Source organism: Staphylococcus sp. OJ82 (assembly GCF_000294465.1).
GTDB lineage: Bacteria > Bacillota > Bacilli > Staphylococcales > Staphylococcaceae > Staphylococcus > Staphylococcus equorum.
Map to the genome: position 1 here is coordinate 553,494 of NZ_ALPU01000003.1, position 21,577 is coordinate 575,070.

General features: G+C 32.2%; 21 protein-coding genes. 17 read left to right on the forward strand and 4 right to left on the reverse strand.

The genetic code is table 11. The features are described from left to right. Window positions 1-163 precede the first annotated feature (163 nt). From rplM to SOJ_RS04940, 3 genes are all read left to right on the forward strand, one after another. Complete coding sequence (gene rplM, locus SOJ_RS04930) at window positions 164-601, forward strand: 50S ribosomal protein L13 (RefSeq protein ID WP_002506991.1); 438 nt, start codon at window positions 164-166, stop codon at window positions 599-601. A 19-nt stretch (window positions 602-620) separates the two neighbouring features. Further along, entirely contained in the window at window positions 621-1,013 is a 393-nt protein-coding gene (gene rpsI, locus SOJ_RS04935; RefSeq protein WP_002506992.1) for a 30S ribosomal protein S9, read from the forward strand. Between the two features lie 213 nt (window positions 1,014-1,226). Next, window positions 1,227-2,105 carry an alpha/beta hydrolase gene (locus SOJ_RS04940; protein ID WP_002506993.1) on the forward strand — a complete coding sequence of 293 codons (879 nt, stop codon included), beginning with the start codon at window positions 1,227-1,229 and terminating at the stop codon, window positions 2,103-2,105. Between the two features lie 70 nt (window positions 2,106-2,175). On the opposite strand, the gene SOJ_RS04945 is transcribed toward SOJ_RS04940, so the two are convergent. Continuing rightward, the gene (locus tag SOJ_RS04945) at window positions 2,176-3,174 is read right to left on the reverse strand and encodes an LLM class flavin-dependent oxidoreductase (RefSeq protein ID WP_002506994.1); all 999 of its coding nucleotides are present in this window, start codon (window positions 3,172-3,174) and stop codon (window positions 2,176-2,178) included. A 147-nt stretch (window positions 3,175-3,321) separates the two neighbouring features. On the opposite strand from SOJ_RS04945, the gene SOJ_RS04950 reads away from it, so the two are divergent. From SOJ_RS04950 to SOJ_RS04975, 6 genes are all read left to right on the forward strand, one after another. Next, a complete protein-coding gene (locus SOJ_RS04950) occupies window positions 3,322-4,329 on the forward strand; it encodes an NADP-dependent oxidoreductase (RefSeq protein ID WP_002506995.1) in 1,008 nt (335 codons plus the stop codon). 21 nt (window positions 4,330-4,350) lie between these two features. Further along, window positions 4,351-5,370 (forward strand): zinc-binding alcohol dehydrogenase family protein, encoded by a 1,020-nt coding sequence (locus SOJ_RS04955; RefSeq protein ID WP_002506996.1) that lies wholly within the window; start codon window positions 4,351-4,353, stop codon window positions 5,368-5,370. Between the two features lie 259 nt (window positions 5,371-5,629). Continuing rightward, window positions 5,630-7,240, forward strand: coding sequence for a BCCT family transporter (locus SOJ_RS04960; RefSeq protein WP_002506997.1), 1,611 nt, complete (start codon window positions 5,630-5,632; stop codon window positions 7,238-7,240). A 126-nt stretch (window positions 7,241-7,366) separates the two neighbouring features. Next, window positions 7,367-7,903, forward strand: coding sequence for an alkaline shock response membrane anchor protein AmaP (gene amaP / locus SOJ_RS04965; protein ID WP_002506998.1), 537 nt, complete (start codon window positions 7,367-7,369; stop codon window positions 7,901-7,903). 12 nt (window positions 7,904-7,915) lie between these two features. Next, window positions 7,916-8,155 (forward strand): DUF2273 domain-containing protein, encoded by a 240-nt coding sequence (locus SOJ_RS04970; protein ID WP_002506999.1) that lies wholly within the window; start codon window positions 7,916-7,918, stop codon window positions 8,153-8,155. A gap of 68 nt (window positions 8,156-8,223) precedes the next feature. Beyond that, complete coding sequence (locus tag SOJ_RS04975) at window positions 8,224-8,730, forward strand: Asp23/Gls24 family envelope stress response protein (protein ID WP_002507000.1); 507 nt, start codon at window positions 8,224-8,226, stop codon at window positions 8,728-8,730. Between the two features lie 124 nt (window positions 8,731-8,854). Here SOJ_RS04975 and SOJ_RS04980 read toward each other — a convergent pair whose 3' ends face one another. Then, window positions 8,855-10,816, reverse strand: coding sequence for an IucA/IucC family protein (locus tag SOJ_RS04980; protein WP_002507001.1), 1,962 nt, complete (start codon window positions 10,814-10,816; stop codon window positions 8,855-8,857). Window positions 10,817-11,214: 398 nt separating this feature from the next. Between SOJ_RS04980 and SOJ_RS04985 the strand changes: the two genes are divergently transcribed. From SOJ_RS04985 to SOJ_RS05010, 6 genes are all read left to right on the forward strand, one after another. Continuing rightward, complete coding sequence (locus SOJ_RS04985) at window positions 11,215-12,972, forward strand: IucA/IucC family protein (RefSeq protein ID WP_002507002.1); 1,758 nt, start codon at window positions 11,215-11,217, stop codon at window positions 12,970-12,972. Between the two features lie 2 nt (window positions 12,973-12,974). Continuing rightward, the gene (locus SOJ_RS04990) at window positions 12,975-14,036 is read left to right on the forward strand and encodes an alanine/ornithine racemase family PLP-dependent enzyme (protein WP_002507003.1); all 1,062 of its coding nucleotides are present in this window, start codon (window positions 12,975-12,977) and stop codon (window positions 14,034-14,036) included. Window positions 14,037-14,127: 91 nt separating this feature from the next. Beyond that, a complete protein-coding gene (locus SOJ_RS04995) occupies window positions 14,128-15,138 on the forward strand; it encodes an ABC transporter substrate-binding protein (protein WP_002507004.1) in 1,011 nt (336 codons plus the stop codon). A gap of 11 nt (window positions 15,139-15,149) precedes the next feature. Next, complete coding sequence (locus tag SOJ_RS05000) at window positions 15,150-16,184, forward strand: FecCD family ABC transporter permease (protein WP_002507005.1); 1,035 nt, start codon at window positions 15,150-15,152, stop codon at window positions 16,182-16,184. Beyond that, window positions 16,181-17,143 carry a FecCD family ABC transporter permease gene (locus SOJ_RS05005; protein ID WP_002507006.1) on the forward strand — a complete coding sequence of 321 codons (963 nt, stop codon included), beginning with the start codon at window positions 16,181-16,183 and terminating at the stop codon, window positions 17,141-17,143. The genes SOJ_RS05000 and SOJ_RS05005 overlap by 4 nt, the downstream gene beginning before the upstream one ends. Before the next feature lie 210 nt (window positions 17,144-17,353). Then, the gene (locus SOJ_RS05010; protein ID WP_002507007.1) at window positions 17,354-18,727 is read left to right on the forward strand and encodes a YjiH family protein; all 1,374 of its coding nucleotides are present in this window, start codon (window positions 17,354-17,356) and stop codon (window positions 18,725-18,727) included. Between the two features lie 130 nt (window positions 18,728-18,857). Here the strand turns inward: SOJ_RS05010 and SOJ_RS05015 are convergent, their stop codons facing one another. Further along, entirely contained in the window at window positions 18,858-19,172 is a 315-nt protein-coding gene (locus SOJ_RS05015; RefSeq protein ID WP_002507008.1) for a heme oxygenase, read from the reverse strand. 159 nt (window positions 19,173-19,331) lie between these two features. Then, window positions 19,332-19,592 carry a SunI/YnzG family protein gene (locus tag SOJ_RS05020; protein ID WP_002507009.1) on the reverse strand — a complete coding sequence of 87 codons (261 nt, stop codon included), beginning with the start codon at window positions 19,590-19,592 and terminating at the stop codon, window positions 19,332-19,334. A gap of 176 nt (window positions 19,593-19,768) precedes the next feature. Here SOJ_RS05020 and SOJ_RS05025 point away from each other — a divergent pair, with 176 nt between their 5' ends. Together SOJ_RS05025 and SOJ_RS05030 are read left to right on the forward strand one after the other, a co-directional pair. Continuing rightward, window positions 19,769-20,263 (forward strand): metal-dependent hydrolase, encoded by a 495-nt coding sequence (locus SOJ_RS05025; protein ID WP_002507010.1) that lies wholly within the window; start codon window positions 19,769-19,771, stop codon window positions 20,261-20,263. Between the two features lie 124 nt (window positions 20,264-20,387). Next, window positions 20,388-21,575 carry a UTP--glucose-1-phosphate uridylyltransferase gene (locus tag SOJ_RS05030; RefSeq protein ID WP_002507011.1) on the forward strand — a complete coding sequence of 396 codons (1,188 nt, stop codon included), beginning with the start codon at window positions 20,388-20,390 and terminating at the stop codon, window positions 21,573-21,575. Window positions 21,576-21,577: the final 2 nt, after the last annotated feature.

Consider the following 21,577-nt stretch of genomic DNA (forward strand, 5'->3'; position numbering starts at 1 on the left):
TATTGTTTTATATCACCCACGATAAGCCCCGGAATCTTATTGTGTAACAAGATATAGAAGCACGTAGAACAAGAACAAAAAATTAACAAAATAAATGACATCTAAACTTAAAAGTAATAACTATTAAACAAGAAACATTTATTTATTCTAGGAGGACAATTATATGCGTCAAACATTTATGGCTAATGAATCAAACATTGAGCGCAAATGGTATGTTATTGATGCTGAAGATAAAACACTTGGTCGTTTATCATCAGAGGTAGCAACTATTTTACGCGGTAAAAATAAAGCAACTTATACACCACACGTTGATACAGGTGATTATGTGATTATCATCAACGCTTCAAAAATACATTTTACAGGTAACAAAGAACAAGATAAAATGTATTATCGTCACTCAAACCATCCAGGCGGAATTAAATCAATTTCTGCTGGTGAGTTAAAAGCTAAGAACCCAGAACGTTTACTTGAAAATTCAATTAAAGGTATGCTACCAAGCACGCGTTTAGGCGAAAAACAAGGTAAAAAATTATTTGTATATGGTGGCGCTGAACATCCACACGCTGCACAACAACCAGAAAACTACGAGTTACGTGGTTAATTAAAAGGAGGAAATTACATTGGCACAAGTTGAATATAAAGGCACAGGCCGTCGTAAAAACTCAGTAGCACGTGTACGTTTAGTACCAGGTGAAGGTAATATTACTGTTAACGGCAGCGATGTACGTAGCTACTTACCATTTGAATCATTAATTTTAGATATAAACCAACCGTTTGATGTTACAGAAACTAAAGGTAACTATGACGTTTTAGTTAACGTTCACGGTGGTGGATTTACTGGACAAGCTCAAGCAATCCGTCACGGTATTGCTCGTGCATTATTAGAAGCAGATCCTGAATACAGAGGTTCTTTAAAACGCGCTGGATTACTTACTCGTGATCCTCGTATGAAAGAACGTAAAAAACCAGGTCTTAAAAAAGCTCGTCGTTCACCACAGTTCTCAAAACGTTAATATTACTACTGCAACTGTTGCGAAGTTATTCGCTTCCAGATACAGTACGCAAATTAGTGTAGACAGTTTGTGTTCGATATTAAAAAGCACTTTCCAATTATATTGGAAAGTGCTTTTTTTGTATTACAAAATAAAAATTTATTTTAAAACGTTAAGTATGATAAGATGTTGGGTAATTAAGGAAAATAACTCTATAATATAAGGCGTGATTACATGAAAGATAAAAAGAACTCTCATAATTTCTACACAGTACTACTTATCATTTTGCTCGTTGCCTTATTAAGTGTAGTTATTTTAGTAATTAAATATTATGGAAATAACGAATATCCTGTCAGAAGTGATTCCGAGGAAGCAATACCTACATTTTATCTTCATGGATATAAAGGCTCAGCTGACTCAGGGAATTTTCTAGTAAATTCAGCTATTAAGTCAGGTGCATCAAAAGAGGTTATTCAAGCATATGTTTCATCTGATGGAAAGGTGACATTCGATGGAAATTTAACAAGTAAATCTAAATATCCAATTATTAAAATTAAGTTAGAAGATAATAATAATGAAAATGTAGAAAAAAATGCAAAATGGATAAGAAATGCCATCATTGCCACGAACTATCAATATAACTTTGAAAAATTTAATTTTGTCGCACATTCTATGAGTAATAAATCATTTAGTTACTATATGTTAAATTATGGAGACGATGAACAACTACCTACTTTAAATAAAGTAGTAAATTTGGCCGGGAACTTTAATGGTGAGGTAGATGTAGATGGCAAAAAATTAAATGTTGAATTAGATAAAAATGGCAAACCTAATAAAATAATGGATGATTATAAAGAATTACGAGCTATGAAACATAAATTTCCTGATGACGTCAATGTGCTAAATATATATGGAGACATTGAAGATGGTACAGACTCAGACGGTAGGGTGACTAATGTATCTTCAAGATCATTAAAATATTTATTAGGTGACAACGTAAAATCATATGATGAATTTAAAGTGCATGGGCCTAATGCAGAGCATGGAAAACTAGCAAATAATAAAAAAGTGCAAGATAAAATAAATGAATTCTTATGGGATAAAGATCTGTAAATTAAAATATCATGCAAAAAAGCAATATATCAGCCGATAGTTAAATGTGGGCGATATATTGCTTTTATTATTATTCTGTCATATTTTCCTTGGCAATTAACTCTAGCAATGTTTTTCGGTGTGTTTCACCAAAAACGTGTGGTTGAATCATAATTTCGTCAGCATTAAATCTTAAAGCAACATCATTCAGTGCTTTTATAACATCATTAGGTAAACCTGAAATCACTCTATTTTGGTTAGAAATCTTTTTATCTTGTTCACGTGTTGAGAGTTGTCGATGCATTGCAAATTCAATTGAAGGATAAAACTCAGGCTGATCCAAATAACCAATGCGCACTAACCATAAATGAAATGCATGTTCTAATTGAGCTATTTGTGATTGCTGTTGTGCAGTAATTACAAACGTAGAAATAATAACATAAGATTCACTTTCAGGATGAAATTGTTTAAATAAGTCACGATAATGATTAATAACATTTTCAGTAATGTGGTTAGCTTGACCCATAAGTGCAACTACGAAAGCTAATCCTTTTTCTGCAGCGATTGCAGCACTTTGTTTACTCATGCCTAATATAAACATACTCGGCTTCGTATCGATTAATGGCGTTGCTTGTAACCCTTTAAAACGATGATTATAAGAATTGTCATCATTAAAATAATGCATTAAATCATTAATTTGTGTTTTATAACTTATATCTTTTGTTTTAGCTTCATTTAAAGCATGATTCACATTTTTGAAGCTAGGCGAGTGTCCTGTGCCTAAATCGACGCGTCCAGGGTGACGTGCTTCCATTAATTTAAATTGTTCTGCAATTTTATATGCACTATAATGAGGCAGCATAATACCGCCACTTCCAATATGAATGGAGGATGTTTGTTCTAAGAGTGACATCATAATCATTTCAGGCGCACTAGAGGCTACAGAATGCACTTGATGATGCTCTGCCACCCAATAGCGATAAAAGCCTAATGACTCAGCTAATTGAGCTAATTCAACGGTATGATTTAAAGCCTGTGTCGCGTTGCGGCCTTCAAAAATTGGAACATAATCTAAAATACTTAGTTTCACTTCAATATCTCCTTATTACTATATATCGATTAGTATATGAATTTAACGTAAGCATAACATGACCACATAGAGCTCAATAAGCGATTTGATTGATTGCACCGTTATATCACTATAAAATGAAAGAAAATAGCGAATGGAGGCAATATAATGAATACAGAACAAATCGTATTAGCTAAGAGACCTGAAGGCATTCCTTCAGATGAGATATTTAAATATGAAACTGTTGAAATAGATATGCCGAAAAAAGATGAAATTCAAGTAGAAGCGTTATATATATCAGTAGATCCATATATGCGCGGACGTATGGATGATAGTGATTCTTATATCACACCATTCCAAATTGATGAACCTTTATCAGGGCATGTTGTTGGTAAAGTCATTGCATCAGAAGCAGATGGTTTTGATAAAGGTGACATTGTTACTGGACAATTCCCTTGGCAAAAACTAAGCAATGTCCCAGCAAAGCATGTTATTAAGGTATCTAACACAGATGTTCCACTACATTTATATTTAAGCGTGTTAGGCATGCCTGGTCAAACAGCATATCATGGGCTATTAAAAATTGGACAACCGAAAGAAGGCGAAACAGTTGTTGTATCTGCAGCATCTGGTGCGGTTGGTTCTGTGGTCGGACAAATTGCTAAATTAAAAGGTGCTTATGTTGTAGGTATTGCAGGTGGCCCTGAAAAAACAACATACTTAACAGAAACATTAGGTTTTGATGCGAGTGTGGATTATAAAGCAGATGATTTTTCAGAACAACTTGCTAAAGCAGTACCAAATGGTGTAGATGTGTATTTCGAAAACGTCGGTGGATTGATTGCTGATGAAGTAATGAAACACTTAAATCAATTTGCTCGCATTCCTGTTTGTGGAGCAATTTCTGGTTACAATGATACAACGATTGAACATGGTCCACGTATCCAACCCATCCTCATAAAATCACAAGCATTAATGAAAGGCTTTATTGTGGCAAATTATGCAGATGATTTCGCAAATGCGAGTAAACAACTTGCCCAATGGGTCCAAGAAGATAAAATAAAAACAAAAACGTCAGTCATGAATGGATTTGAACACATACCAGAGGCATTTAGAAACTTATTTACAGGCGATAACTTTGGCAAACAGGTTGTACAGGTGTCAGACAATATCTAAACATTAAAGGAGATATGTAATATGAAAGCAATAGGTGCAGATACTCGTTTTGATCTAGATGAAGGAAATCAGTTCTATGAATTTGAAGTTGAACGACCTGAACCAACGCAATACGAACTTTTAGTACGTGTAAAAGCGATTAGTGTTAATCCTGTAGATACTAAAATAAGACAGTCTCCTGTTGACGAACCACCACGAGTTCTAGGCTTTGATGCTGTTGGTGTGGTAGAAGCGGTAGGTGAAGAAATTAATCATTTTAAAGTTGGCGACGAAGTATTTTATTCTGGCTCTCCTGCATATCAAGGTTCTAATCAAGAATACCAACTTGTTGATGAGCGTCTTGTCGCTAAAAAACCTAAAAATATAAGTGCTGCTGAAGCTGCAAGTTTACCTTTAACAGGACTCACTGCATCAGAAACATTATTTGATGTATTTAAAATTTCGCATAATCCAGAAGATAATAAAGGTAAGACTATTTTAATTATCAATGGTGCAGGTGGTGTAGGAAGTATTGCAACGCAAATAGCTAAACACTATGGACTCCATGTTATTACAACCGCTTCACGAGAAGAAACGTATCTTTGGTCTAAGGATATGGGTGCAGATATTGTATTAAATCATAAAAATGATTTAGTTAAAGAGTTTGAAAAATATGAAATAAGCGAAGTTGATTATATTTTCTGTACATTTGATACAGATCAATACTATGAAAAAATGATCGAACTCGTAAAACCAAGAGGGATCATTGCAACCATTGTCGCTTTTAAAAATAAACAAGATTTAAACTTACTCAAACCTAAAAGTATTACATTTACACATGAATATATGTATTCAAGACCGCTACATGAAACTGAAGACATGACTTTACATCGTGACTATTTAACGGACATTTCTGAAAAAATAGAAGCGAATGTATATCAACCAACTTTAAATGAAGTGATAGATGGTTTAACAGCAAATAGTCTGTTCGAAGCACATACGAAACTTGAAAATCAAAACATGATTGGTAAATTAGTAATTCAACTCAATCAAGAATCATAAGTTATAAATATTAAAATCTGTCATGTTAATGTGTTATGAAATTAATATACTAGATAAGCCTTCCAAACAATTACCTTATGGGTGAATAATTGGAAGGCTTTTAAATATGTAAATTTATTATAATTACACATTTAATAAATCTATTTATAGTGTTTAAATAAGATTTTAATAATCCTTAAAAGTGGTTACAAATATGGAATATATTAAGTATGATAGGGTATGTATCTTACATAAAGCAAAGGGAGAGTGTAATTTTGTTATGCATTTTAAAAAAATGACAGCAGTATTTTGGGTGGCATTAGCTATTTGTACAGTATTTGTACTCTATGGCGCAATATTACCGAAACAATTAGAATCAGTCACTCAATCTATTACGAATTTTATAGCAGTTAATTTTGGTTGGTATTATTTATTACTTGTATTAGTCATATTAATTGTATGTGTTTATCTATTATTTTCTAGATATTCATCTATTACATTGGGTGAAGAAGGCGAAGACCCTGAATTTTCATTAAAATCATGGTTCGCAATGTTATTTAGTGCAGGTATGGGTATTGGTTTAGTCTTTTGGACAACTTCTGAACCAATTAGTCATGCATTTACTTTAACCCCATTACATAAAGCAGGCACGCAAACTGCAATTAATGATGCGATGCAATTTTCATTCTTTCATTGGGGTGTGCACGCATGGGCTGTATATGGTATCGTGGGACTCGTTTTTGCGTACTTTAATTTCCATAAAGGTTATCCGGGACTAGTCAGTGCTACGTTAATACCTATTTTAGGCAGTAAAATGATGAAAGGTCCTATCGGTGGGGCGATAGATGTCCTTGCAATTATTGCTACTGTAACAGGTGTTGCTGCAACACTTGGTTTTGGTGCGTTGCAAATCAATGAAGGATTGAATTTCTTATTTGAAATACCTTCTAATTTTGGGAGTCAAGTTATTATCATTATTATAGCAACCTTATTATTTAGTTGGTCAGCTTGGTCAGGTATTGATAAAGGTATTAAGAGCTTAAGTAATATTAATATGGCGTTAGCTTTCCTCGTGTTACTCTTATTGTTCTGTGTAGGACCTACACTAACGATATTAAATACGTTTACCAATTCATTAGGGGATTATATTGCTAATTTCTTTAACATGAGTTTACGTATACCGCAATCGGGTGGAGAGAAATTCCAGTGGTTAAAACAATGGACAATCTTCTATTGGGCTTGGTGGATTTCATGGGCGCCGTTTGTTGGAATCTTTATCGCCCGTGTCTCTCGAGGTAGAACGATTAAAGAATTTATATTAGGTGTATTATTTGTACCAGCGCTTGTATGTTTCATATTTTTTGCAGTATTTGGCGCCTCAGCAATTTACTTACAACAAAACGGTATTGTGAATATCGCGAAAGAAGCAACGGAAACAGCGACCTTTGCTACATTGGAACAATTTCCATTAGGATTTGTATTGAGTATTATTACGCTGATAGTCATTATGATTTTCTTTGTAACATCAGCCGACTCAGCTACGTATGTATTAGGTATGTTGAGTTCTAAAGGTAGTATTAATCCTTCTGGTTTAGTCAAAGTCAGTTGGGGCATTATTTTAGCGTTATTTGCGATGATTATGATTTATACGGGTGGAACGCAATCGATTCAAAACCTGTTAATTATTGCAGCATTACCATTCTCCATTGTCATTATATTAATGATATGGTCACTCTTTAAATCATTAGCAATAGAAAAGCCGAGACCTAGCAATAAGCTACTTGTCACGGATAGTCAGCTTTTACAATATCGTAAAGCAAATCAAGATGATTCAGAAACAGAAGACGATAAACAAATAGAATCAACTGAAGATCGGAAGAATAATAACTAGAGCAAACTTATTTTGCCATAGAAAATATTTAACAAATACAATAAAAATGTTTCTAAGATTTTTTTAAAGGGTATTAGTCATATATAACAAGTACATAATCTAGAAACATAGGAGGTGGCATACGAGGTGAAGCGACTTAAAAATTTCATATTAGGACTTTTAATTGTAGTAATCGTTGGTGTTTTACTGTTTATGTATATCAAAGACTCTAGAATTACTCAATATCAAGATTACTTAACACAGTTTAATTGGTTTCAACCAACCTTAATAACTTTAGCAGCGTTACTCATTTTAATTGGCCTGATACTAGTATTCAGCTTGTTTAAACCTACGTATAGAAAACCCGGACTATACAAAGATTTCAATGATGGTCATATTTATGTATCGAGAAAAGCAATTGAAAAATCAGCATACGATACACTTGTACAATATGATCAAATTCGTCAACCGAACGTGATTGCAAAATTGTATAACAAGAAGAAGAAATCACATATTGCTTTGAAAGCGGATTTCTTTGTACCAGGTGATGTTCAAGTTAAATCATTAACGGAAGAAATTAGAAATGACATTAAGCAGAACGTAGAACACTTTACTGAATTACCAGTATCAAAACTAGAGGTCAACGTTAGAGATCAAAAAACCTCAGGCAAACGTGTGTTGTAAGGGAGGGTTATCATGACTAATAATAATCACCAAAATGGACAAGATTCTACACAAGAAGTTGTTGATTTCTTAAAAGTATTTAAATGGAGAATCATTGGATTCTTAGCATTCTTGATTATCGCAATATTATTCTTAACACTAGGTTTCTGGAGTACAATATTAATCTTAGTATTATGTTTGATTGGAATTGCAATCGGGTATACTAAAGACCGTAAGCAAGACTTTTTAAATTTCTTAAATCGATGGAGTTAGTATTTCCAAAGTTTGAAAATGACTTAAAATTAAATTTTAAAAATTGAGAAGACAAAGGAGATTTTAATATGGCAGTAGATAATAACAAAGCAAAACAAGCATATAATAATCAAACTGGAGTTAATGAACAAGAAGCACAAAAGCAACAAGAACAAGAACAACAAAAACAAGAACCGCAATTTTCAAATAAATTAACATTTTCTGATGAAGTAATTGAGAAAATTGCAGGTATCGCAGCGCGTGAAGTAAGTGGAATTTTAGAAATGAAAGGCGGATTCGTCGATAGTATTTCTAACTCATTCGGAAGCAACGAGAACGTTTCAAGAGGCGTAAGCGTTGAGGTTGGAGAAAAACAAGCAGCTGTTGATTTAAAAGTAATATTAGAATACGGTGAATCAGCACCTAAAATCTTCCGTAAAGTAACAGATTTAGTTAAAGAACAAGTTAAATATATTACTGGTCTTGACGTAGTTGAAGTTAACATGCGCGTTGAAGATGTAATGACTAAAAAAGAATGGTCTCAAAAAAATGAAAAAAGCCAAAACTCAAATAATGAGGAAAAAGGCTTACAATAATTAATTGAGTATCAAACTAAAAACCGCTAAAGTTAATTTGCTTTAGCGGTTTTAAAATGTCGAAAAACCAATTGCTATAAAAGCATTTGGTTTTTTAATATTTATATAGACTTAATATCATACTTTAATGAGATTCATGATTTCGGTGAAGTGGATTATTCACTTTTATATATGTATAAACATCTGCTTCATCTTCTAGTCTCATCGTGGTTACACATTTATAGTCAATTTCAGACGCGAATAATAATGCTCTAATTTCATCGATTCTTTTAGAATCATCCATAGTATTGCCGATAACATTTAACTTGTTAGCTAATAGATCACTTACGTTTGACCATATGCTTTGTTCTAAATCATCAATAGCACTAGATTTTGCTAAAGTACAGATTAATTCTCCAAGATGGTTTTGAATACTAGAATAAAATACTTTATTAAAAACAGTTTGTGGTTGATTCGTTAAAATTAAGGATTTCTCATGAAAATTTTGGGTTCTATATCCCATGTGATTCAAGTAAGCTTCATCAATGCGTAAACCTTCAAAATCACGGACATATAATTTGTTTAACGAGCCATCACTATTAAATGTAGCGATAGTATTTTGTAAATGTGCTTCAAGAGCGATGCCATATTTAATGTATAAAGGTAGCGTAATATCAATTAGTGCTTGACTATACTGTTCTACCCAAGTGATACATGCTTCTTTATAAGAATCAAAAGCATGTGTTTGTGCATACTTTTTGATAAGTGTATTGATAGGTGTTTCATAGTTATAAACATAGTTGGCAACTAAACTTGATGGAATCATAGGTGTTGTATTATTATCAATAACATCATAAATATTAGTTCTAAATAACGAACCTAATTGTTCACTTCTTATAGTTTGTATATCATGTGGATCTTCTGTTTTAAAAAAGTGGATGCCAGCAATTTCATCAATCGTATCTCCTGCAATATTATGAAATAGGGTATCGCTATGTTTAATGTCATTCAAAATTTTTGTGACTTGTGGACCATTAATTGTTGTTTGTTCAGATAAAGTTCTAATTTCACCTGTGATGTGCACATTAGTTGATAGTTTAATGTGGGGTGAAGTTATAGGCAGCTTTGGCATTAGTGTTCTAAACGATAGACCAGCGTGATAATCAAGTTGATAGTGAATTGGAATAATTCGTTTTTCTTTAAGCTCATTGTCATACTGATTTATTAATACTTCATTATATTGCCATGGATGTATGACCATGACATAGTACGTATCAATATGTTCAGAACCAACCTCTTTTAAAACTTCGGAATATAAGCCTTCGAATAAATCATATAGAGTTTCATTGTAATTTTTGGATAATGCTTCAACTTTTGCAATATCTTTATGTATTAAGATAAACTTTAAGCCTATAACATTATTGAACTCAGAAGAATAATTAATTGCAGTTTCAGGTGTCATACCTTTACGTAATTTTGCACCTGGATGTAAGGGATGCCCTTCAACAACTGCTTGCTCGGATCTTAAATAACTATCTTCCGCTTCAATAATTAGTTGACCAAGAGGCAAAGTTTCATCAGCTAATGTAATCATTTGAAAGCTAAGCGAAATAGCCATATTAGCTACGCTATTATTTATATCTTCTCTAAATTGATAACTTGCGTCATTATTAAGTGTTGGTACTTCGGTTAAAATACAACTTAATATCTCATTAGGATGTAAAATTCTTTCAAAATTATGCTTACTTTCAAAATAAAAGGGGCCTTCAACATCAATTCTATCGAATGCATGTAATCCAGTAATAGGTGCATATAAAGTTTTTTGAGCGTGTGGGAAATTTATTTTTAATGTTTGTAATTGGTTAGTTGCTAAGTTTATTGGTGCATCTTGTGTTGTAATGACCTGACTATAATCGCGACTATTAACTAAATTCTCTCTATGTAAAGAAGTGATGAGCCGCTGTGATATTTTATCTCTACTGATTAATAACGCTTTCATAAATGCATCACGCCATTCATAATTGATAGATTCTAAATAGGTTAATGCATATTGTTCATCTTCAGTGAGTTTATTAATTGAATTGTTAAAGTCTATGTTTGTATTCATAAGGCACCTCTTAAAATTATTTTACAAAAGTATAAGGTATTTATATAATCTATATTAAGTACATTGATAATAATTATCAATTATAAAAAAGTATGGGTTCTATCATAATAGTGTTAATTTGATTGTATGACATATGAAATATAACAGTTTCATCATTTATATTTACCACTTTTCTATGTATTTTAACATCCCAAAGTGAATGGACACCGGATAATTTATTTTTAGTACTGTGTTGATTTGAAAAATAGAGGGAACATAGTGAGTATTAAATGGAAAAGTAGAAGTAAATTACTTTAAATACAGTAATCATATGCTTTGTAATAGAATTGAATACATTTGTGATTACAGCATTATTCAATATATAATAAATAGATTGAGCAAAATGGAGGCATTGTTGTATGACGGATCGGACATGGCAAACTGCAGATAAAAACGTACAGTATCGTATTTATAATGCGATTATTAAGGAACATATTTTTCCTGATCAAATGATAGTTAATGAGTTTGAAGATTATATTGAATTACAATATCATGGACAACTTTTACAAGTGGATAAAGTACATAAAAGTGATATGGAAAGATATGTATTTAGAGGAAAGATACGTTACATCAAGGGTAACACTATGATGGAAATCGAAACTGTAGAACACTTGCTCGATGTATTGGATAAGCAATTTGATATACCAATGAGTAACAGATTGAGAGAAGAACTCATTTCTAGTAGAGATGGTTTTGCATTGACGTATGACCATTTTTCTCATAGACAAGCATTGATTCATGCAACATTGAAATTTTCGAGAATGCCTGAAACTATTAATTTCTTCGTCTGGTTAAAGCATTTTAAAGATTCAGAAGAAATTAATGATTTAACTTATTCGGAGAGTATCGTTGTAGAAGGGCATCCAACGCATCCCTTGTCTAAAACGAAATTGCCATTAACAAGAAAAGAAGTAAAATTATATGCGCCAGAGTTTGAAAAGATTATTCCATTAAAAGTAATGCTTATTCATAAAGCAGATTGTATTACAACGTCAATGGAAGATGATGAACAATATATTTTAAATCATATTATTCCTGAATATCGTTATAAACTCAAAGCATTTTTAGAACCGTACCAGTTTGAACTGGAGGATTATAGAATAATACTTGTACATCCTTGGCAATATGACAATGTGATTGTGCATCAATTTTCGGAATGGATAAAAGAAGGTCGATTATTACCCACACCATTTGATGTAGCATCTAAAGCAACGTTATCATTTAGAACAATGGCGTTAATCAATAAGCCGTATCATATTAAATTACCAGTAAATATTCAAGCTACGAGTGCCATCCGAACCGTTGCAGCTGTGACGACAGTAGATGGACCTAAACTCAGTTATGAATTACAAGAGATGTTAGAGCTACACCCACAATTACAAGTCGCTTTGGAACCTTATGGTATTCATGTAAATATAGATGACGATACCGCACGTCAATTGGCTTGCATAGTGAGACACAAACCTTATATCGCAGATAACGGAACGACGTTAGTGACAGCTAGTCTAATTAATAAAAATCCAGTTGATAACAAAGTCGTTGTAGATAGTTACTTGGAGTGGATTGGAGAAGGACCTACATCAATCGCCATCAAACAATTTTTGTGTAGTTATGCGAAAACTTTAATTGAACCATTAATTGCATATATACAAGATTACGGTATCGCCTTAGAAGCGCATATGCAAAATACGATTATTAATCTTGGACCGGATTATCAAATGAAATTTATTATTAGAGATCTAGGTGGTTCAAGAATAGATTTAGACACTTTAAAGCTTAAATTACCTCATGTTGATATAACGAATTCAAGTCTGATTGCTGAAAATATTGAAGCGGTTATCGGAAAGTTTCAACATTCAGTAATTCAAAATCAAATTGCAGAACTGATTCATTATTTTTCAAAATATGAAGAAGTAGATGAGCGAGCGTTATTTAAATTAGTTGGGAACATAGTAGATGAAGCGATAGATTCACAAAAAGCTCATGCACAAGTGTTGAAAGCAGTTTTGTTTGGACCTACGATTTCAGTCAAAGCATTGTTGCGCATGAGAATGGAAAGTAAAGTGAAACAGTACGTAACGATAAAATTAAAGAACCCATTATATAAAGAGGTGTAAACATGGCACAATTACAGATTAATTTATCTAAAATTAAATATAACGGTCATGTATTAAACGCCTTGTGCAGTCAAAATAATATTTGTTTTACACCTGTAACCAAATGTGTGGCTGGTGATAGCAAAATTATAGAAGTGTTAAAAGACATTGGTATGACACACTTTGCAGATGCCAGAATTGATAATATTACGAAGAGTAAAGATACGAATCTATCTTTTATAATGATAGGAACTACAAATCAATATGAACTTGAAGATGTAGTGCGTTATACGAATATAAGTATTCAAACTGAGATAGAGACGATTCGACAATTAAATAATCTTGCAGGTAAACAACAAGTGAAGCACCAAATTTTACTCATGGTGGATTGGAAAGATGCTAGGGAAGGTATCTTAACTTATGATGTGATTGACTATATTAAAGAAATAATTCAGATGCATCACCTTAATATTGCAGGGTTAGCATTTAACTTTATGTGTTTTCAGTCTAACGCACCTACAGATGAAGATGTGAAAATGATTAATCAATTTGTAAAGTCTATTGAAGAAGTGACCAATATAAGATTTAAAATTATATCAGGTGGAAATTCAAGTTTGTTAACTCAAATGGCTTATAGTGATTTAGGTAAAATTAACGAACTGAGAATAGGCGAAACGCTCTTCAGAGGAATTGAGACCACAACAAATCATCCAATTGCAATGTTATATCAAGATACAATTATTTTAGAAGCAGAAATAGTAGAGATTAAGCCACGTATGAACTATGATACAGGCAAACAATATTTACAAGCCATTATTGATATTGGTAGTTTGGATACGCATGTCGAAGCGATTACACCTATACATCATCAAGTGAAAATATTAGGTGCTACAAGTGATCATGTCATGATTGATTTATTAAATCAGGATTTTTATCAATTAGGAGACAAAATACAATTTAGTCTAGGGTATAAAGCTTTAGCACAAAGCATGTATATGCCTAATTTAACAAAAGCATATACACGTGATGAAGGTGTTGAGCAAGCATGCACTAACATTAAAAATCAAGTGTTTAATTCATTGTAGAAAATTAAAAGTTAATTAAAATATGTTGACAACGATAATCATTCTCAATAAAATTAGATATGTAAATATACACATCTAAGGAGTGACAACGATGAAGCATAGTTTTAAATTTATGAGTGTGCTTATATTAGCTTTGATAGTAGTATTATTGACCGCTTGTGGAAGTGGTAATGATAAAGACACTGGGGAATCTAAAAGGGATAACGCTAATAAAGTTGACGTGATGATTAAACATGATGGCGGTACAACAAAGCTTGATAAACATCCTGAGCGAGTCGTAGCGTTAGAATTTTCATATGTAGACGCACTTGCAGCTTTAGATATAAAACCAGTGGGTATAGCAGATGATGGTAAAAAGGATAGAATATTAAAACCAATTCGTGAAAAAATTGGTGATTATAAATCAGTTGGTTTACGTAAACAGCCTAACTTAGAAGAAATTAGTAATCAAAAACCAGATTTAATTATAGCTGATACTAATAGACATAAAGGCATACAAAAAGATTTAGAAAAAATTGCGCCGACAATTCTACTGCCAAGTTTTGATAGTGACTATAAAGATAATTTAGATGCGTTTAAAACAATTGCGAAAGCAGTAGGCGAAGAAGATAAAGGAAAAGAAAGATTAAAAGAACATCAGGATTTAATGTCAGAATACAGTAAAGAAATTACTATGGATAAATCTGAGCCAGTGTTAGCTACTGTCATTGCAAAATCAGGATTATTATCTCATCCTGAAAATACTTATGTTGGTGAACTGCTAAAAGAGCTAGGTTTTAAGAACGCATTAAATAAAACAGAAACAGATAATTTGGCTAAATACTTAAAAGGTCCTTATTTACAATTAAATTCTGAGGTACTTTCAGATATTAATCCAGGACGAATGTTTATCATGGTTGATGAAGGAAAAGAAGACCCGAATTTGAAAAAACAAGAACAGGATCCAGTGTGGAAAAATCTAGACGCAGTGAAAAATAATAAAGTATCTATTTTTGATCGAAATACATGGGCACGAGCACGTGGTATTATTTCATCTGAAGAAATAGCAAAACAACTCGTAGAAGTTTCTAAAACCAAAAATAATGATAAACAACAACAGTAGGGTGATGGTAAATGGCTAAAGTAAAGCGTATTAGTCAAACCAATAGGTCTGAAAGCAAAATACAAAAACGCACAGCACTCATATTCATTGTGAGTGTGGGTGCGCTTTTTGTTATGATGTATTTTAATTTAACGGTTGGTGCTTCACACATTACAACGAAGGATTTTATAGATTATCTATGGACACACGATCAAACGAAACAAACATTTTTAATTCATAATGTGCGTATGCCTAGAATGATTGCAGCACTATTCATTGGTGCAGCACTTAGCGTGGCTGGATTACTCATGCAAGCTATGACGAGAAACCCTTTGGCATCGCCTCAAATATTTGGCGTTAACTCGGGCGCTTCTTTTGTTATCGTATTTATCACGATGCTTATACCTGCCTTAACACCATTTGCTACAATACTAGCATTTTTTGGCGCGTTTGTAGGTGGTTTAACAGTTTATCTGCTATCAGGATCTACAAAAGGAATAACACCAATTAAGTTAGCACTAGCAGGTATGGCCATTCATTTATTTTTTACAAGTATGACTCAAGGAATTATTCTACTAAACGAACATGCAACTTCCACAGTTATGTTTTGGCTTGTAGGTTCATTATCTACTATCAACTGGACACAAATTTTAGGCATCTTACCTTGGCTTATTATTGCTTTTATTGGGACTATTATGATAGCAAAACAATTAACAATTATGGAGCTAGGTGAACAGTTAGCTATATCTTTAGGGCAAAATGTAAAAGTAGTGAGAATTATTATAGCTATACTTGTTATTTTATTAGCAGGAACTTCTGTTTCAGTAGCGGGTCCTATTGGCTTCGTAGGATTAATCGTCCCACATATTGTTAAATATTATGTACATACAAATTATAGGGTGATGATTCCTTTAGCGATAATTATTGGTGCAGACTTATTACTGCTATCTGATGTACTCAGTAGATTAATTGCATTTCCATTTGAATCGCCTGTAGGTATTGTTACTTCATTTGTAGGTGCATTATACTTCCTTGCAATTACTGCTAAAGGAGTGGATCGCATATGAATATTAGACTTATATTAAAATATACGATTGTGACGATATTACTTATTATTTTTGCAATTGGATCATTGTCCATAGGTTCAGTATTTATACATCCTGCTGAAGTGGTTAAAAGTTTACTTTTACAAGATAACTTTATTTTAAATGAGTATCGAGTGCCACGAATGTGCTTGGCATTGATTGTTGGTAGTAGCTTAGCGATTTCTGGTGCTCTGATACAAGGTGTTGTAAGAAATTCACTTGCATCACCAGATGTTATTGGTATTACAAAAGGTGCGAGTTTATCCGCTGTTACGGTTATAATGCTATTTCCTACAGCGCCTTTATATATTTTGCCATTTAGTTCTTTCTTTGGTGCATTTTGTATTAGTTTGATTTTGACTTTGTTAATATCTAAATTTAATATGAAAGGTTCCAAAATCGCATTAATTGGTTTAGCAATAGGTGCAATTTGTACGGCGATTGTTCAATATATGTTAATACGTAATCCGCTAGATGCAAATACTGCATTAGTTTGGCTTACTGGAAGTTTATATGGTCACAACATGTCGAACATAACAGTGATATTACCATGGTTTATCATTACCTTACCGCTCATTTTTTATTACTGTCATCAGTTAGATATTTTAATTCTTGGTGACGATGTAGCGCTGGGACTAGGGACAAAAATTAAAAAGATTAAAATGATTTTATTATTTTTAGCAGTAGCTTTAGCAGGCGCTTCAATTTCACTCGTCGGGGGATTAAGTTTTCTTGGACTGATAGCACCGCATATAGCACGACGAATAGTTGGCCATAAACATATCCACATCATAATTATGTCAGGTTTGATTGGTGCACTTATACTGTCAATTAGTGATGGACTTGCAAGAGGTATTCATCCACCTATCGATATTCCTGTCGGTGTAATCGTTGCTATTGTCGGCGTTCCATACTTTTTATTTTTAATAAGAAAAATATAATTCAAAAATAAATTGCAAAAGTAAGCGTTTTCATATAAAGTGTAATTGACCCTAAATAATATTAGAGTCAATTATTTTATTTATACATATACAAGAAGACAATAAAAACCTAAAATTATTGATTTACATATTTATACATAATAGGTTATAATTATTGCTGTTGCTTTTTTAAGTGTATATAAAAATATAAACACCTAAGGGGTGAATGAAATGAATAAATATAGTAAATCACAATTAGTACGAGGTAGATTAAAATTCATTGTCATGTCATTAATTGGTATTATCTTGTTTTTAGTACCTATTACTGTGACTGAAGATGGTGTTAAACAAACCACATTACCCGTTGCGTTTTTAGCAGGACTATTACAAGATGTGCTAGGGGATGCCATACCATTAATTATTGTTTTGATTGTCACAATATCAGGCATATTATCGATTTTATGCTCTACAATACTGAAAAATAAATTAAAACCAGACGGTCTTTTATATAATGCATTTAATGTGAACATCGTCTGGTTGCTATTAAGAATATTAGCAGTTGTCTTTGTATGGATGACTTATTTGAAAGTTGGTACTGAAGTAATATATTCTGCAGACACTGGCGGGCTTGTATTTGAAAGTCTATTGCCAACATTAGTTGCTGTATTCTTATTTGCAGCATTATTTTTACCATTACTTATGGAATATGGATTGTTAGAATTTTTAGGTCCAATCTTTAGACCTATTATGAGACCTTTATTCACATTACCAGGGCGTTCTACAGTGGATAACTTAGCATCGTTTATTGGAGATGGAACAGTAGGGGTATTAATAACAAGTAAGCAATATGAAAGTGGTTTTTATTCTAGACGTGAGGCAACAGTTATTGCTACTACCTTTAGTGTAGTATCTATAACATTTGCTATCGTCATTGCGGAAACAGTACATATGCAAAACCATTTCTTCTATTTCTACTTTTCAGTTATTGTTTCGTGTATTGTTTGTGCATTAATTTTGCCAAGAGTCTGGCCATTAAAATCTATCAAAGACGAATACTCAAAAGAAGTATCTGAAGAAATGAGAACTGAAAAATTACCAGAAAATAAAACAGCATTAAGTCACGGTTTTGATATGGCAACAGAAACAGGTATTAATGCACCAGGATTCAAATCATTTTTCAAATCGGGACTTAAAACAGTTGTAGATATGTGGTTTGTTATTTTACCAGTTGTTATGAGTATTGGTACACTAGCGACAATCGTTGCGACCTACACACCAATATTTGCAATTATAGGTAAACCATTTGTACCATATTTAGAATTGCTGCAAATTCCTGAAGCTGCTCAAGCATCAGAAACAATATTAATAGGCTTTGCCGATATGTTTTTACCTTCTATATTAATTGAGGGCGTAGGCAATGATATTACATTATTCGTTATCGGTGCATTAAGTATTAGTCAGTTAATCTACTTATCAGAAGTAGGTGGGGTGATATTAGGCTCGAAAATTCCAGTCAGTATCTTTAAACTATTTGTTATTTTCTTAATCAGAACAATTATTGCATTACCGATTATAGCGTTGATGGCGCATCTATATTTTAATTAGTTTAAAAACATTATGAATTATGAATATGAATACAATTAAAACACCCCGAAAGTTAGATTGAAAAACTAATCTTCGGGGTGTTTTGCAATATTTACTGTTTTGTTGTATTTAAACTTACAAACGTATCTGATTAATTAAGTGTTGATAAAACATTTGCTTTAACAACTTTATTCCCTATGACTGGTGAATCTTCACTTTTAGATTTTGACTTACCTGCGTGTGCTTCTTTAAACGCATCACTTTCAAGCCATGCTTTGAAGTTTTCTTCAGAATCCCACCAAGTATTCACATACATTTGATCGTAATCTGTTTCGTCTTCGATTAGCCAAACTTCAACTTTACGGAATCCTTCTAATTCATTTATTTTGCCTTTTTTTGTAAAATTAGGCGCCATTTTTTCTGCAAAACCTTTTTTAACATCAATTCTATTCGTAACAACGTACATGATATGCACCCACTTTCTAAGATTTAGCTATAGTATATCATCATTGTGAATTAGAGGTTAATTGATATCCCTTATATGTTTAAGTCGTGATTAATATAAAAAAGACGCAATTCTAACGTGGGGTTAGAATTGCGTCTTTTTATTGTTAATTGTTTAATATTATTTTGTTACTTCATTATATACTTTTTGATCATTTTGCGTATAAATAATGTATTCATGGTCATTAGTGTCGATGATAACACGGTTCGTTTTTCCGAAAGTAGAACCAATTCTCGAAACTTTGTTTCTATCTAATTTTGGAATTTCATGGATATTTTGATCTTGTGAAATGTTCTTAATATCACTTGTTGGAATCTTAATATCTGCAACTCTCCATTGAATTCTTACTTCATTGTTATCTTTTTTAACTGTCATTGCCATATCTAGAACACATCCTTTAATTAATTTATAGCTATATCATACAACAACATGCAACCGTTTTCAAGTAATTGTGTGATACTTTTATTTAATATGTTATACTCAGTGTTTTTTCCGAAAGTACGTTCGCATTGATATAAAAGATATGATAAAATATATTGCGATAAGGAGAAGTGAAAATGACAGGTAAAACCCACGCATCATGCGGTTTATTAGTAGGCGCATTAACTATAGAATATTTTCATACAGATTTGTTTACATCAATTACGGTTATAACGCTTGCAGTTATATCAAGTTTATTACCTGATATTTGTCATGCACAAAGTAAAATTGGTAGACGATTTAAAGTTTTGAGCTTTTTTATTAGATTATTATTTGGTCACAGGACATTTACACACTCGCTATTATTTATTTCAATTATAATTTGTTTATTATATGCTATTCAAACGCCAATTTATTATTTAATTACGATTATATTAGGAATGCTGTCTCATGTTATACTAGATATGTTAACACCTAGGGGAGTTAAATTTTTATATCCTATCCCAATCAGTGTGAAATTCCCTTTAGTTTTTAAAACAGGTGGTCTCGTTGATTTATCACTTGCGAGCGCGTTAACTATAGGCGCAACTTATGTGTTTTTTCAACCATTTATTAAGCAGCTGTTTTTTTAAATGGTTATGATTAAGGTTGTGCATATAATCATAATAATATAAAGTACAAATAGTGAAATTATATATTCAAGTCAGTAATAAGATACTATTTTTATCTAATATTTGAATATTAAGGAGAGAGAACATGCTAGATAAGAAAGGTTTAGAAAAGTTTAATCAAGACCATTTAATTGAATTTGAAAAACTAATGAGTACAAATGAGAAAGAACAATTGGCTAATAAAGTAGACTCTTTAAACTTATCTGATATTCAAGATTTATACGAAGATTTGTATGTAAATAAAAAAGTAATTGATGACGTTTCCTCTATTAATGAGGTGAAATATGATGTTAAAAATGATTTTTCAGAAGAAGAAATCAAAAAATATGAAGAAGTTGGTTTAGACGCAATTCAAAAAGGTAAATTTGCAGTGTTATTAATGGCAGGTGGACAAGGGACGCGTTTAGGTTATAAAGGACCTAAAGGTTCATTTGAAATTGAAGGCGTTAGTTTATTTGAAATTCAAGCACAACAATTAATAGCATTAAAAGAGCAAACAGGTGTAGCTGTCGATTGGTATATCATGACTAGCAAAGTAAATGACAAAGAAACACAACTATTTTTCGAAGCTAAAGATTATTTTGGATATGATAAATCACATGTGCACTTTTTCAAGCAAGAGAACATTGTTGCCTTATCTGAAGAAGGCAAGTTAGTTTTAGACGTAGATGGTAATATCCTAGAAACGCCTAACGGTAATGGTGGCGTGTTTAAATCACTTAAAAATTCAGGCTATTTAGATGAAATGACAGACAATGGAGTGGAATATATTTTCTTGAATAATATTGATAACGTTCTTGTGAAAGTATTGGATCCATTATTTGCAGGTTATACATTCCAAAAAAGTATGGATATCACTACAAAGTCAATTCAACCTAAAGAGGGAGAAAGTGTTGGTAGATTAGTGACAGCTAATCAAAAAGATACTGTACTTGAATATTCAGAATTAGACCCTGAAGTTGCTAATGAATTTAATAACGCTAATATAGGAATACATACATTTAAACTTTTATTTATTAACAATGTGGTTGATCATGCATTGCCATATCATTTAGCGATTAAAAAACTAAAACAGTTAGATGATGATTTTGGCGTAATTGAGCAACCGACACTTAAGTTTGAATTATTCTATTTTGATATTTTCCAATATGCTAATAGCTTTATTACATTACAAGTACCGAGAGAAGAAGAGTTTTCTCCTTTAAAAAATAAAGAAGGTAAAGATAGTGTTGAAACAGCTACAGCTGATTTGAAACGTATGAATTTGATATAAAA